Origin of the sequence: Cutibacterium namnetense (assembly GCF_001642025.1) — a bacterium.
Taxonomy (GTDB): Bacteria; Actinomycetota; Actinomycetes; order Propionibacteriales; family Propionibacteriaceae; genus Cutibacterium; species Cutibacterium namnetense.
This window is the reverse complement of record NZ_LWHO01000003.1, coordinates 158,547-172,678: the sequence shown is the minus strand read 5'-3', so window position 1 is coordinate 172,678 and position 14,132 is coordinate 158,547. Positions and strand designations below refer to the sequence as shown.

Below are 14,132 nucleotides of genomic sequence, written 5' to 3'. Positions count from 1 at the left end.
GATTTGGGTGCAGCCGCATTGATTTGGTAACGTGTCCTGTCGCGCCTGTCTGGCGCGTTCCACGTACATCGACCAAAGAATCAGAGGCTGCCCAGTGCCGAACATTAAGTCGCAGATGAAGCGCGTCAAGACCAATGAGAAGTCGCGCCAGCGCAACAAGGCTGTCAAGTCCGCCCTGCGCACCTATGTGCGCAATTTCCGTCGCGCTGCTGAGGCCGGCGACGTCGAGGCCGCCGCTAAGGCTGCCAGGGTCGCTAACCGTCAGCTCGATAAGGCCGCGTCAAAGGGCGTCATTCACAAGAACCAGGCCGCCAACCGCAAGTCGGCCATTTCTAAGAAGCTCAACTCGCTGGCCGCCTGATTTTCCTCCCTCCTGAGTTTGTGGAGGATGCACATAGCGCCTCGATCCACTGGGTGGTCGGGGCGCTTGGCGTGCATCCCATAGCAACGGGAGATGCTAGTCTGCCTAGCTGATGGGCGGCTCCGATCAGGCTTGGCGGGCCTCCTCGATGGCGATAAGCATTGATTCCAGGGCATAATCGGCGTCAACAGCAGCCCCCTTGACGGCAGCATCGCAGGTATTGACGAGCCGGATGGCCCTCGCAACGCCAGCCTTGTTCCACGACCGAGCCTGCTTGTTGAGGGACTTAAGTTTCCATGGCGATACGCCAATAGTCTGGGCGAGTTGCTTGTCCCCCATCCGTTGGCTTCGCAAATCCAAGTAGAGGCCCAGGGACCGTAGTCCACGTGCCATCGCAGCCGTCACTGCGGCCGGTTGCACCCCTATTGACAACGCCCAGCGCAAGGTCTCCAACGCATCGGGGAGTCGTCCTTCCAAGCTGGCGTCAGAAACATTAAAAGACGAGATCTCCGCCCTTCCACCGAAGTAGGTCGTGACAGCCTCAGCTCCAACTCGCCCATTCGGGGAATCGCTCGCAAGCTGGCCGACGGCTGCTGCTAATGTGCGCAAATCGTTGCCGAGGGCCTGGTGCAGAGCATTGATGGCGTCGTGATCCATATCAAGATGGCTCCGACGTGCCTCTTTCGCAATGAAGTCCGGGATCGCCCATGGTTTGGGAACATCGGCTTTGACGATCTCCACCTTGGCCTTCGTGAGCCTAGTTAGCAGCCCTTTACCCTTGACCCCGCCCGGATGAACCAAGATGAGACACAGCGTGTCAGGAGGATTGGCTGCGGTGGTGGCAACAAGGTCAAACAAATCCTTGTCGAGCTCAGATACAGCATTGACGACGACGATCGCCGCCTGGCTAAACAGCGATCCCCCGGTGGCCTCAACGAACCGCCCAGCGTCGACTTTCCGGCCTTCCAGCTCGATGAGCTCGGCTTCCGGAAGCTCCCGGCGAGCAGCCTTAACCCGGGCTTCAACAGCCCTATCCGACAACAGGGTCTCCGCGCCCTGGATCAACAAAGCCGTGCCGTAGACCGAGTTCACTTGTCTAAGGATGCCTCAGGATTGCTGGCCACGCCAGTGGCCGAGTGAAGTCTGCGTGCAACAAAAGTCACTTTGCCACGAGACCGACCCAAAATTAGAGGTTTCGCTCCAGGGCTCGATTCCATTGGTTCAGTGAGAATGCAGCCACTCCAACCGAGTACGCAGCAGGTCCATCGAGGCCGATTCGTTCTTTGGACCAGGAACTTCTCGGTATAGCTGGCCCCAACCGGCCTGCGGAGTTAGATCATGGTGGCGGGAATAATCAAGTAAGGCGCGATGTATTTCGCGTCGCATCTCACGCGGATCACTAATGGTGTCAATAACGGACCCACCGCGACGCTGTAAGGCAACCATCTCGTCTCGCCGAGCTTGCCTCTCCTCGGCTTCCTTCGATGCCTTAGACGCGCGGCGGGCCGAGGCAACGCGACGAGCCTGCTCGGCGCGAATCTTCTCGTCGCGGGCTAGTAGAGCCCGCTCCTGCTCAGGGCTGAGCAGGCCGTCGAGGGCGAAAAGGCCGCCATCCGAGGGGGTATAAGTGTCGATAACCTCGCCGAGAATGGCGTCGGAGGCGACGGCCTGCCAGCTACCGGCGTCAGAATCCGGCTCGGACCGCTCACGAGTGTCAACCTCCTCAATGAGGTCGGCCTCGGCGGGCGGGCCGATGACGTGGTCACGCACCTCCTCCATCTGGGAGGCGAGGTCAAGGAGCCGTCCCACTGCCGGCAGGAAGACCGTGGCCCGTTCACGACGGTTACGTGCTCGGACTACACGTCCCACCATCTGGGCGAAAAACAGCGGAGTAGACGCCGTCGTCGAGTAGATGAGAACAGCTGCATCCGGGACGTCGACGCCCTCGGTGATGAGGCGCACACACACCGCGCAGATCTTGTCCGGATCATCACGGTAGGCAGCAAGTTTCTTAGCCGAGGCCGCGTCCTCCGAGAGGATCACGGACGGCTCATTGCCGGTGACATCTCGCCAGACTTCGGCATATTCCTTAGCAACCTTCTGATTAGAGGCCGGGATAAGCACCTTGGCATGCGGAATCGTCCCCGAATCGCGTAGCTGGTTCACTCGTGCCCACGCTGCCGCCATGACATGGGCAATCCACTCGCCGTCAGAATCCAAGGCGGTGCGCCAAGCCATCTCCTCATGAGCCTTGGTGAGTTCGGAATCACCGAGGATCGCCGTGTGGGTCTCGCCTACGGCATCAGTCCAGGTGGAGCGCCCGGTGTACGTAGCGAAGGTAACGGGACGCACCACCCCATCACGGAGGGCGTCGCCGTACCCATAGGTGTAGTCAGCTACCGACTCGAAAGCTCCGTCACCGACCTCCTCATACCGAACGTGGGCGATCCTAGCCTCGTCAGACCGGAAGGGGGTTCCTGTCACGCCAAGTCGCCGCACCGCTCCCGAGAACGCCTCAATGACACCGGATCCCCAGCTCATGACGTCGCCGGCGTGGTGGATCTCGTCAAAGATGACCATGGTGCGCATATTGGTGGTCCGGGCTGCGTGTAGAGCCGGTTTTTGGGCGACCTGGGCATAAGTAACAACGCACCCGTGGCAATCGGATGGGAGCGCCTCAGCATTAGTCGTGTCGCGCAAGTCCAGCCCAAGTCCACGGGCCGCAGCAATCCACTGGGAACGCAGATGGTCAGTCGGACACACTACGATGACGCGGTTGATGACATGGTCCTGCCACAGGTGTGCAGCAACGGCCAAGGTGAACGTCGTCTTACCGGCTCCCGGGGTGGCACAAACCAGCCAGTCGCGTGGGCTAGTAGCCAGGTACGAATCCAGCGCTTCTCGCTGCCAGGTGCGCAAACGCATCGGCATACGCGGCCCTTGAGCCGTGAACCGTGACGCCACCTGTTCTCCTTCCCGCGACAACTTCACTTCGAACCGACCGCTCAGGTTAGCGCGACCTGCCGACATCTATCGACGACCCTCCTAACGACGCGGAACGTCACGACCGCGTCTGGACTAGTACTGACCCACCGTTGCGCGCCAACAGCACCGTCCCCTCAAGATCAGTGCGATGCAGCTGCATCCCCATTCGTTTAGCCAGAGACATTGCCTTGTACGAAGGATGTCCGAAGGGATTGCCTTGGCCAGCGGATGCCACCGCCACGCTGGCACCGGTTGCCGCCCAGAAGCCCTCGTCCTGATGAGCCGATCCGTGATGAGGCAGGACAAGAACATCACTTGACAGGTCCATGCGTCCGGCCAGAATGTGGCGCTGTTCCTCAGGCTCGGCATCCCCAGGCAACACAACTGTCAACCCGTTAACCGTCGCCTTGAGCACAACTGAGGAATTGTTCTCGACAGCAGACTCCTCCCCCGGCTCATCTGTACCGGCATCGGAAAGCTGGATCCCTCCCCATAGCTCAAGCTTCGCGGTTCCGGCCGTCATCACATGACCCGGGTGAGCCACGAGAACTTTGGCGCCCAGCTGCGCAGCAGTTTGCGCCACTCGCTTTGCTGACCACGGCGGGGATGCCAGTTGGGACACGACGATGGCCCTCGTCAGACCATGATCACGGACGGCGTTAAGGCCGTCGACATGATCGGCGTGGAAATGGCTGAGGATTACTACCGGCACCTGGGCAACGCCGAGGTCGTCCAGGCAATGACTCAATCTGTGCGGATCTGGCCCGGTATCGACGACGACGGCCTCATGCGGACCAGCACGCACCAAGGCGGCGCTGCCCTGACCGACGTCACAGATCGCCACCTGCCACTGCCCCGGCCAACCCGGAACAGGAGGACGCACGACCGTCGCCACTACGACTGCTAGTCCCGCGAGCGCGGTCAGCCAAGGCCTCGCCAAGACCGTTGGAGTGATCAAAGCCAATCCCACACATAGCCCGGCCAGCACCCCGAGAGCCCATCCACCTGCTGGCCACCTAAGCAGACCAGACGGTGCCTTGGCACCGAAGTGAGCTATCCAGATAATCGGTTGGACGCTCCATCCGGCAAGCCGTCCGAACGGCATCCCCAACGGTGGCCAGATGAACGCGAGCAACCCGGTCGCCATCCCCAGCGCCGATGCTGGCGGCACAAAGGGGGCTGCCGCGAGGTTGGCGACAAGGCCAATAGTCGATACCGTGCCGGCCATCCAGGTAACGACGGGCTGAGTTGCCAGCTGGGCCGCCCATGGCACTGTGACGGCTACTGCTAGCCAAGCTGGCGCCCACTCCATCACGGCCGACCACGGTTGGGCCCACCACAAGATGCCAGCCGTGGCACAGGCTGACAACCAGAAACCTACTGACCTCACTAGCCACGGATCTATGAGCATCAGCCCGGTCACCGCGACAGCTAAGGTTCTGATTCCACCGCGTCGGTCGAATGCGATCCCCGTCGCGGCCATGGCGACCACCCCCATCGCGGCCGCTCTCACCACCGAGGCTTCGGCTCGACACACCACCACAAATACGACGACACCAGCTACCGACATCATCCTCAGCCCTCGCCGCTTCAGACCGCACCACGCACCTATCCACCACAGCAGGGCCGTCGTGGAGGCAAGGTTGGCCCCAGACACGGCCATGAGGTGAGTCAACGCCGTCACCCGGAAGTCCTCGGACATCTCCTCAGAAACCGCTGCGGTATCCCCTACAACGAGCGAAGGTACGATAGCCCGTTGATTCTCTGGACATCCCGCAACAGCGCTGACCAGGCTGGCACGAAAACGATTAACCCCACGGTCAAAGGGCCCCGGTGGTGCAACGATCCTCGGCGGGGTCCGCAGCTTCAGGACCCCGGCTTCAGCCCGCCCTTCCCGTGGTGGAGTCAGCAAGCCTTGCACCTGAATCTGCTGCCCAACGGCCACCTTCGCCGCTGGGCTCGATGCAGATCCCGACGCCATGACGACGACCCTCACCGACTGCTCGATAGCCTGGCCCTCTGCAACGATGCGATGGGCTGCCAGGGTGATCATGACGGTGCGCCCACCTGAACCACTCACTTCGAAGATCCGCGGATCGACGGTGACCCGACCTGTCACCGTCACCAAGGCTCCTTCCTGAGCCAGCTCAGCAACGCCAGTGTGGTGGACAACGTGGTCGCGCATTCCGGCGCTCGCGAGAACTGTTAACCCCACCGCGGCGGCTACAACAACCAGCCAGGCCTGACGCCTTACCGCGATCGTGCCTGCCATGAGGCACCCAATCCCGGCACTAAGAGTCATCCAGTAATGGCCGCCGGTGCCAACGGTGGCCATCCCACATGCGGTGATGGCCACCGGAGCCATGCGCACATCGGGGGTCACAACGACCTGGTGGCCGTCATGACGAGGTTTAGACAGTGACATGCGGCTTGATCTTCTCGAACGTCTTCGCCCCGATCCCAGAAATCTCCCGTAACTGGTCAACCGAGGCGAACTGTCCGTGTTCCTGACGCCAAGCCATGATCTTGCCCGCCATCACTGGACCGACCCCGTCAATCGTCTCAAGCTCGCTCTGATTTGCGGTGTTGAGATTGACCGAGGCTTTACCGGTATCCGAACCCGTTGCTGAGCTACCGCCACTCCCTGACCCGCTAGCAGCCCTCGGCGAACCGCCAGCACTATGGTCGGGTGGCGTCACCGTCCCGTCTCCACTGGCGGGGATCCATACCTGGCACCCGTCACACACTGGAGCAGCAAGATTGAGACGACCGGGGTGAGCGCCCGCCGTCATCCCTCCCGCGGCTTGGATGGCATCAGCGACACGGGCATTGGGATTAACCGTGTACACACCAGGGTGCTTCACCTGCCCAGCCACGTGAATCTGGATGGGTACACCTGCGGCGGGCGTCGTCGATGTGACCGGGAGTGCGGCTGGCGTGGTGCCTTCAGGCGACGTCCCTGCCTCGGCTGCCTCCCGACCGGGCATAGTCGTACCCTCAGGCACCGTTGACACCATCACAGCTCCCGCCGGCACTTCGGTAGGTTTCGAGCGCATCAGTATGACAGCAACGACAGACAGCACCACAACAAGCAGAATCCCCACAGCTGAGGCGTGACCTCGGGTCACTGCCCGTCGAGGAGGTGGAGTCTCCTCCTGCGTCGGTTCCTCCGCGGGGGTCGCTGACCGCCGAGGGCCCAGGTTTCGGGCAGGCAGCCGCGCCATGAGGTCCTCAAGACGTTCTCGGTAGTCGTCACTCATACCTTCAGTTGTCGTCGGGGCAACTGAATTTCGCCAGGCAATTCCAAATTTGTGGATAACACGATCTGGCGGCGAGCCTGCTATCCACAGACTCGCCGCAGCTCCATCACGGCGTGACGGAATTGATCAAATCGTCACTTCGCGACGATTGAAATCATCTTCGGCAGCCTGGCAATGACCTTGACGATCTCCTTGCCTTCAGTGAACCGCTGCACATTGGCGTCGGCCAAAGCCACCTCGAGAGCCTCGTCCTCGGTGATACCGGGGCTCACTTGAACTTTGGCGCGTACCTTACCCGTCACCTGGACGACCATGGTCACCTCCTCGGCGACCAGCAACTTCTCGTCAGCAGTGGGCCAATGAGAGTTGGCAACGGAGGGTTCCAAGCCGAGCATCTCCCACATCTCCTCAGCCAGGTACGGAGCCACTAGGGACAGCGCCTGGGCAGTAAAGGTGACAGCCTCGCGCACGGCAGGATCAGCGGGACCGCACCCCGAATCAATGGCCTTACGGGTGGCATTGACCAGTTCCATGATCCGCGCCACAACGACGTTGTACCGCCCACCCTCCAGCAACATGGTGATGTCGGCGATACTGCGATGGGTAACCCGACGCAAGATAGCGTCACCCTTCGTCAAATCGACGCCGGGGTCGCTCGTGACCTCGGAGGCCACGCGCCAGGCACGCTGCAAGAACTTTAGAGTCGAAGCCGGGGAGACGTCGGCCCAATCGATGTCCTCGTCTGGCGGGCCGGCGAAGATGACAGTGGTCCGCACTGCGTCGACGCCGAACTCGTCGATCTGCTTGCCGAGGTCCACACCGTTGCCCAGCGACTTCGACATTGCTCGGCCCTCATTGATGACCTGGCCTTGGTTCATGAGCCGTTCGAAAGGCTCGGTGAAGTCGACCATACCGAGGTCATACAGCACCTTGGTGAAGAACCGGGAGTACAGCAGGTGCATGGTGGCATGCTCGACGCCACCGATGTATTGGGCCACCGGCATCCAACGACGAACTGCCTCCACGTCAAATGGGCCTTCTTCATAGTGCGGAGAGCAGTAGCGCATGAAGTACCACGACGAGTCCACGAAGGTGTCCATAGTGTCGGTGTCGCGCTGGGCAGCTCCCCCACACGACGGGCAAGCAACCGCACGCCATTCACTGGCCTCTTCGCCGGCCAGCGGTGACGTTCCCTTGGGGGCGAGTTCGGCACCACGCAGATCAGGCAGTTTGACCGGCAGCTGATCGTCAGGGACCGGGACGTCGCCGCAGGAGTCACAGTGAATAATCGGGATAGGGCACCCCCAGAAGCGCTGACGGCTCAGCAACCAGTCGCGCAGCCGGTAGGTGATTGTCGGCTCACCGATCTCCTTCTCACTAAGGAACTCACACATCTTCGCGATGGCCTCAGCCTTAGTGGTGATGCCATCGAGGAATCCAGAATTCTGGTAAGCGCCATCACCGGTCGTGGCGATCCCAGACTCGCGAGGATCGGCCTCGCCAGTGTCGATGACCGGGATGACATCAATGCCATATGCGCGGGCGAAGTCGAGGTCGCGCTGGTCGTGGGCGGGCACAGCCATGACAGCACCCGTCCCGTAGTCCGCCAGCACATAGTCACCAGCCCACACCGGAACCTTGGCTCCATTGACAGGGTTAGTGGCCTCAACCCCAAGGGGCACACCGGTCTTCTCGTGATCTGTGGCCTGTCGCTCAATCTCGGTCTTCTTCTTGACCTCATCAAGGTAGGTTTCGAAGGCTGGTCGTGCCGCATCGGAGACGATCTCCTGAGCCAGGGCCGAGTCAGGAGCCACGACCATGAAGGTGGCTCCGTACAAGGTGTCCGGACGGGTGGTGAAAACCCTCACTGGCTCGTTACGGCCGTCAATCGTGAAATCCACATAGGCGCCCTCAGAACGACCGATCCAGTTGCGCTGCATCGATAGCACGCGCTCGGGCCATTTGCCCTCGATCTGGTCCATATCGTCGAGCAGGCGCTGAGCGTAGTCAGTGATGCCGAAATACCACTGGTTGAGCTGACGCTTGGTGACCACAGCACCACAGCGCTCGCAGCACCCATCTTTGACCTGCTCGTTGGCGAGCACCGTCTGGTCGTTGGGACACCAATTAGCCCAGGAGTCTTTGCGGTAGGCCAATCCTTTTTCAAAGAAACGGTTAAACAGCCACTGGGTCCAGCGGTAGTACTCCTCGTCGGAGGTGTGCAGCCTCATCGACCAGTCAAAGGAGACCGCATATCGCTTAAAAGAGGCCGCCTGCGTGTCGATATTGCGGTAGGTCCATTCCGCAGGATGGGTCCCATGCTTGATTGCGGCGTTCTCAGCCGGCAGACCGAAGGAGTCCCAACCCACCGGGTGCAGGACATCGAAACCACGCAGTCGCCAGTAGCGGGCCAGCACATCGCCAATGGCGAACGCCTCAGCATGCCCCATGTGAAGGTCGCCGGAGGGGTAGGCGAACATGTCAAGCACGTAGCGACGCTCTTGGGAGCCGTCGTCGTGGGAGGCGAAGGTGCGGTGCTCCTCCCAATACTTGGACCACTTCTCTTGGGCTGCGACTGCGTCGTAGCCCGTCGTCTCACGCACTTGGTCGCTCACGTCATACCTCTCGGATCCACTACGGGTCTAGCCAGACCCGCGACACATACGGGCTTGAGTCTAGCGAAGCCGCCCCACACCTAACGTCAGAGCTCCCAGTGCCCCTCGTGGACAGTCGTTGGACAAGAGCACGGTAAGGGCACGAGCACCGCTTTCGCCTCCCAACCGCCGGCGCCCTGGGACCGCTGCCGATGCGTTCTCGACGACGACCCGGGTCTACATCACCATTGCCGCAACGATCATTTCTCGCTGGCTCAGACTCGCCCATCTGTCTCCTCCGCCGCCTCGTCGGTACCCGAGGGTAGCTGCCGTCGCTACGCCGATAAATTGAGCTTCTCACCCATCTGCTCCTCCAGAAGTGGGTGAGCGATCACTGTTGGGTCATGCTCCATAACGTCCCACAACTTGGGCGGCACGAAAGCGTCGACGATGGCTGCCAGCGCAGCTGGCAGATCGGCTGTTCCCACCATGAATTCGCATCGGCGAGCGCACACCGCAGCCACGGCCCCGTCACCGTTCAACCATCCCGCCAGCCCACAAAGAGACAGCGGGGCTGGCGCCATCCGATCTGGGATGATCTCGACTGCTCGGCTCCATATCGTGAGCCAGCGCGACGCGTCAGCCCGTTCCATTGACACCCACAGCCTGCGCGCTACGTCGGGACGCTGGACGGCAACCGCTAGCTCCGTCACAACCGCATCGTTGATCTCATCGTCAGACTCGAACAGGACGCGACACCTCGCGGCCACGGCGTCGTCATCCTTGCGGGAAAGCCGCCGTCGGGAATTGGCTAGGAATCTGCGGGTATCTGGATCACACACCCGCCCAGGACCGGAGAGCGTCTTAACGAGACTGGTGCGACTGGGCAGAACGGTCAGCCCGCGGTAGACCGCTTCGGCTGCAATAGTCGGATCTGGAGCAAAGTGGTGGTTCTCGCCACAACCCTGTTCATCACAGAAGATGCTGCGCCAATACTCACCGTCAGTCCACGCAGCGTCACCAATATTCATGCCTTTCATCGCTTGGATGGCCGATGCTAGAGCCGCCATGCCGCGATCTTGATCTTCACTGAACGCTAAGACAACCGTTCGACCCCGCCCTGCCAAGGGGCCGACTCGTGAGGCGAAGGCATCCATTGCCAGAGCGGATTTGAGGTCGTCAAGATCGACTCGGGCAACGAAACCCTGACATGCAGCACCGTCGTCGGCGACGATAATGAGCAGGCTCTCAGTAGGCTGGAACCCCAAGAGGTACGGTGCCAAGGTCACCGCTTCTTCGACGGTCCTGACGGTCAACGGGTCACGGTCACCAGTGGTGGAGGAATGTAGTGCTGTCATACCTCCAGTTGTCGTCTCGACCCCGCCAAATTCGCCAAGCAATTTCGAATCTGTGGACAACACCCATTTGCGCCATCTCGTATCGACGCCAAGCTGTGGACAACATCAGCCGCCCGCAACAACGTACAGTGGAGCCACCATGAGCCAACCGCCTGACATTAACCAGTACCAGCCGCCGAAGCGCCACGGCGGCTGGATCGCCGTCATCATTGTGACAGCGGTCGTCGTCGCACTGGTCATCGTTGCACGCCGAATCACCAGCGAGCCCGCGAGCCCCGCCGCGCCGACACCATCTTCCGTCGCGACGTCCGCGTCTTCTACCCCGACGCCCATCCCCGCATCGGCCACTGCAGTCGCCTCTTCACTGCCCTTCTCCTCGAAGGATGACGACACCCAGGGAAGGTGGTCGATCGACCATGTGAAATGGGGGCCTAGCACCGTCACCCTGACAGTGACCATTGAGGTCACCAAAGGTTCTCTGACCGATTACACCTTCTTCATCATGGAGAACGAGTCAACCGATATCCATCAGGCGAACCGACCTGCCACAGGCTCTCTCGGCAGCGGCGTAACCCAAGGCCACAAGGTCCACGGCACGATCACCATTGATTGCCCACGAACTGATGCCACCGTCATGCTCACTCACGGATCGGGGATGTCCTCCCCCATTTCGGCATTAACGATCAGGGCGTAGCTCGCGCCTCATACGAGGCATGCGCATGAGGCGCGAGCATGGCATCAGCCGAACCCCTTCGTCAACGCATCAGACAACCGCGATGCGCGGGTAACGCGGTTGCCACATTGCCGAGAACACCTTCTCAACTGGATTGTCCGTGACCTCGGCTGCCACACCCTCCTCCATCGCCTGTTGAGCAACAGCAATGGCCACAGATGCCGACAGGGGCCTCAGGCTCTTGATCGACGGCAGCAGCGAGGCCCCCACAACGGGGGTATCGATATGCAACGCCACCGCCTCAGCAGCAGCTGCGATCATGCCACTAGTAACCCGGGACGCCCGAACAGCGATAGTCCCCAAACCGATTCCTGGGAAGACCAGCGCGTTATTAGCCTGCGCAATCTGATACGTCACGCCATTGACCATGACTGGCTTGAACGGCGAACCGGTAGCAACTAAAGCGCGTCCGTCAGTCCACGCGAGAATGTCGGATGGCAGGGCTTCGGCCTTACGAGTTGGGTTCGACAGCGGCATGATCACCGGGCGCTCACACTGGGCAGCCATCATCTTGACGATGTCCTCAGTGAACGAACCAGGCTGGGCAGAGCAGCCGATAAGGATCGTCGGGTAAACGTTTCGTACCACGTCACTGAGCGTGTACTGGTCGGGGGTGTCAAGGGTCCACCCTTCCAACTCTTCTTTATTACGAGCGAAAGGTTGCTGAAAGTCCCGCAGCCGTAAACCTTCGCGCAACAGTCCATGTGATCCAAGCCCCCAGAAATGAGAGCGAGCCATCTTTTCGTCAGCACCCTGGCTCACCATAAGCTGTACCAGCAAGTTGGCAATTCCGGTACCAGCCGAACCCGCCCCATGGATGACAATGCGATGCTCGTTCAGCGGGATTCCCGATGATTTGACGGCACTCAGCACCGCCGCGACGACGACAGCTGCGGTGCCCTGGATGTCGTCATTAAACGTGCAGTAGTCGTCGCGGTATTTGTTGAGAATCCGGGTGGCATTGCCGGCCGCAAAATCCTCCCAGTGCAGTAGAGCGTGAGGGAACATCCGGTGAGCGGTCTCGACATATTGCTGGACGAACTCGTCGTAACGTTCGCCGCGCACGCGGGGGTGGCGCACCCCAAGATAACCATCGTCGTTAAGGCGTTCCATATTGTCGGTACCGACGTCGAGAATGACCGGGAGTACGCGGTGGGGGTGAATCCCTGCGGCCGCGGTGTATACGGCTAGCTTTCCTACCGTGATCGCGACGCCACCGACGCCTTGGTCGCCGATACCCAGAATGCCCTCCGCATCGGTGGCTACGATGAGGTCGACATCGTCAGGACCATGACCCAGTTGCGCGAGGGCCTGCTCCATGTCTTCCGGATCGTCGATAGACAGGTAGATACCACGCGGACGGTCGTACCAGTGGCTGTACTCCTCAATCGCCTTGCCGATGGTTGGCGTGTAGACGATCGGAAGCATCTCCTCAATATGCTCGGCAAGGAGTCGGAAATACAACACCTCATTGCGGTCATGCATGTGGTTGAGGTACAGGTACTTGGCCAAGTCATCAGGCTGTGCCGAATACTGCGCATAGACCCGCTTAAGCTGATCGGTGATCGTCATGACACCCGACGGCAGCAAGCCGGTGAGACCAAGCGCCTTCCGCTGCTCGATGGTGAAGGCAGTGCCCCGATTGGCCAGGGGGTTCGTCAACACCTCCTGGCCACGGGCCGCAATCCTTAGAAGGCCTCCATCGTCATCGTGCGCGTACTGAAAGGGAACTGACATACTCCTAGCTTATGCGGTCAGCAGCACAGATGTTCATCAGGTTATGCGATCGATGACAAAGTGTCGCGCAGTCGTTCTGCTGAAGCCCTGAGAGAAGCGATCTCCTCGGTATCCATGGCGACAGGGACAACCCCCTCAATGCCATCACGGGAGACGATGCAGGGCATCGATAAGGCCACCCCCGAAATTCCGTGCATGTCCGTCATGACACTCGACAACGGCAAGACGGAACGGCCGGGGCGAAGCAAAGCCTCAGCCAGACGTGCGCCGGTCAAGCCAATGGCGTAGTTCGTAGCGCCCTTGCCCTCAATGATCTTGTAGGCCGCGAAAGCCGCCTCGTGGGCCAAGTCAGCCAGCACTTCCTCGGTGAACACCCGGCTACCGTCGACCGTCCAGTCGCGGATGGGCACACCGGAGATATTGGCCGTCGACCACAGCGGGAACTCCGAGTCGCCATGCTCGCCCACAATGGTGGCGTGAACGTGACGCTGCTCAACATTGGCCCATTGACGAATGAGCCAGCGCAGCCGAGAGGTATCGAGCATCGTGCCCGTGGAGAAGACACGGTTGGCGGGCAGCCCGGTGGCCTGCTGGGCAACGACGGTGAGAACGTCGCACGGATTGGTCACCAGCACGAACAGGGCGTTCGGTGATTGCTCAACGAGCTGCGGCATAAGGGAGCGCAAAATGCTGGCGTTGACGCCAGCGAGGTCCAGACGAGTCTGGCCCGGCTTCTGCCTGGCCCCAGCAGTGATGAAGACGACGTCAGAGTCAGCAGTATCGTGGACGTCAGCACCGCCCATAACCGAAGCCGGGGTGAACTGAGTGCCGTGGGCGAGATCCGCCACCTCGGCCTCGACCTTGTCCTTGGCAATGTCATAGAGGGATACCAGGCCAGCCGATCCACGGATGAGGCAAGCGTAGGCCAGTGAAGAACCGACTGAACCAGCACCAACAACGGATATTTTGGAGGCGCGACGAGTGGCGTCAAAAGTGCTCATAGCGGTCATCCTAGGGTGCTCACGCCCCTGATTCAGAACGCTGCGCACCAGGGCCGCTCATCTGAACAAGATGCCAGCGACTATGGCCGTTTGTGCACATCCC

General features: G+C 60.8%; 11 protein-coding genes. 2 read left to right on the top strand and 9 right to left on the bottom strand.

Going from position 1 to position 14,132, the window contains the following annotated elements; all coding sequences use genetic code 11:
- Nucleotides 1–94 precede the first annotated feature (94 nt).
- Nucleotides 95–361 (top strand): 30S ribosomal protein S20, encoded by a 267-nt coding sequence (gene rpsT / locus A5483_RS04395; protein WP_002548493.1) that lies wholly within the window; start codon nucleotides 95–97, stop codon nucleotides 359–361.
- 126 nt (nucleotides 362–487) lie between these two features.
- Here the strand turns inward: rpsT and holA are convergent, their stop codons facing one another.
- The 7 genes from holA to A5483_RS04360 form a co-directional block, all read right to left on the bottom strand.
- The gene (holA, locus tag A5483_RS04390) at nucleotides 488–1,465 is read right to left on the bottom strand and encodes a DNA polymerase III subunit delta (RefSeq protein WP_241497681.1); all 978 of its coding nucleotides are present in this window, start codon (nucleotides 1,463–1,465) and stop codon (nucleotides 488–490) included.
- Nucleotides 1,466–1,582: 117 nt separating this feature from the next.
- A complete protein-coding gene (locus A5483_RS04385; protein ID WP_465249463.1) occupies nucleotides 1,583–3,325 on the bottom strand; it encodes a DEAD/DEAH box helicase in 1,743 nt (580 codons plus the stop codon).
- Nucleotides 3,326–3,422: 97 nt separating this feature from the next.
- Nucleotides 3,423–5,711 (bottom strand): ComEC/Rec2 family competence protein, encoded by a 2,289-nt coding sequence (locus A5483_RS04380; RefSeq protein ID WP_042842743.1) that lies wholly within the window; start codon nucleotides 5,709–5,711, stop codon nucleotides 3,423–3,425.
- A 46-nt stretch (nucleotides 5,712–5,757) separates the two neighbouring features.
- Complete coding sequence (locus A5483_RS04375; protein WP_042842635.1) at nucleotides 5,758–6,606, bottom strand: helix-hairpin-helix domain-containing protein; 849 nt, start codon at nucleotides 6,604–6,606, stop codon at nucleotides 5,758–5,760.
- 134 nt (nucleotides 6,607–6,740) lie between these two features.
- The gene (gene leuS, locus A5483_RS04370) at nucleotides 6,741–9,221 is read right to left on the bottom strand and encodes a leucine--tRNA ligase (RefSeq protein WP_063811109.1); all 2,481 of its coding nucleotides are present in this window, start codon (nucleotides 9,219–9,221) and stop codon (nucleotides 6,741–6,743) included.
- 314 nt (nucleotides 9,222–9,535) lie between these two features.
- A complete protein-coding gene (locus A5483_RS04365; RefSeq protein ID WP_042842636.1) occupies nucleotides 9,536–10,558 on the bottom strand; it encodes a DUF4192 domain-containing protein in 1,023 nt (340 codons plus the stop codon).
- A gap of 105 nt (nucleotides 10,559–10,663) precedes the next feature.
- Nucleotides 10,664–11,017: a hypothetical protein gene (locus A5483_RS04360; RefSeq protein ID WP_042842637.1), complete on the bottom strand. Its 354-nt coding sequence runs from the start codon at nucleotides 11,015–11,017 to the stop codon at nucleotides 10,664–10,666.
- Here A5483_RS04360 and A5483_RS04355 point away from each other — a divergent pair.
- Nucleotides 11,010–11,252 carry a hypothetical protein gene (locus A5483_RS04355; RefSeq protein ID WP_042842638.1) on the top strand — a complete coding sequence of 81 codons (243 nt, stop codon included), beginning with the start codon at nucleotides 11,010–11,012 and terminating at the stop codon, nucleotides 11,250–11,252. The genes A5483_RS04360 and A5483_RS04355 overlap by 8 nt on opposite strands.
- Before the next feature lie 69 nt (nucleotides 11,253–11,321).
- Here A5483_RS04355 and A5483_RS04350 read toward each other — a convergent pair whose 3' ends face one another.
- Nucleotides 11,322–13,028: an NAD-dependent malic enzyme gene (locus A5483_RS04350; RefSeq protein WP_063811108.1), complete on the bottom strand. Its 1,707-nt coding sequence runs from the start codon at nucleotides 13,026–13,028 to the stop codon at nucleotides 11,322–11,324.
- 41 nt (nucleotides 13,029–13,069) lie between these two features.
- Nucleotides 13,070–14,038: an L-lactate dehydrogenase gene (locus tag A5483_RS04345; RefSeq protein WP_063811310.1), complete on the bottom strand. Its 969-nt coding sequence runs from the start codon at nucleotides 14,036–14,038 to the stop codon at nucleotides 13,070–13,072.
- Nucleotides 14,039–14,132 lie beyond the last annotated feature (94 nt).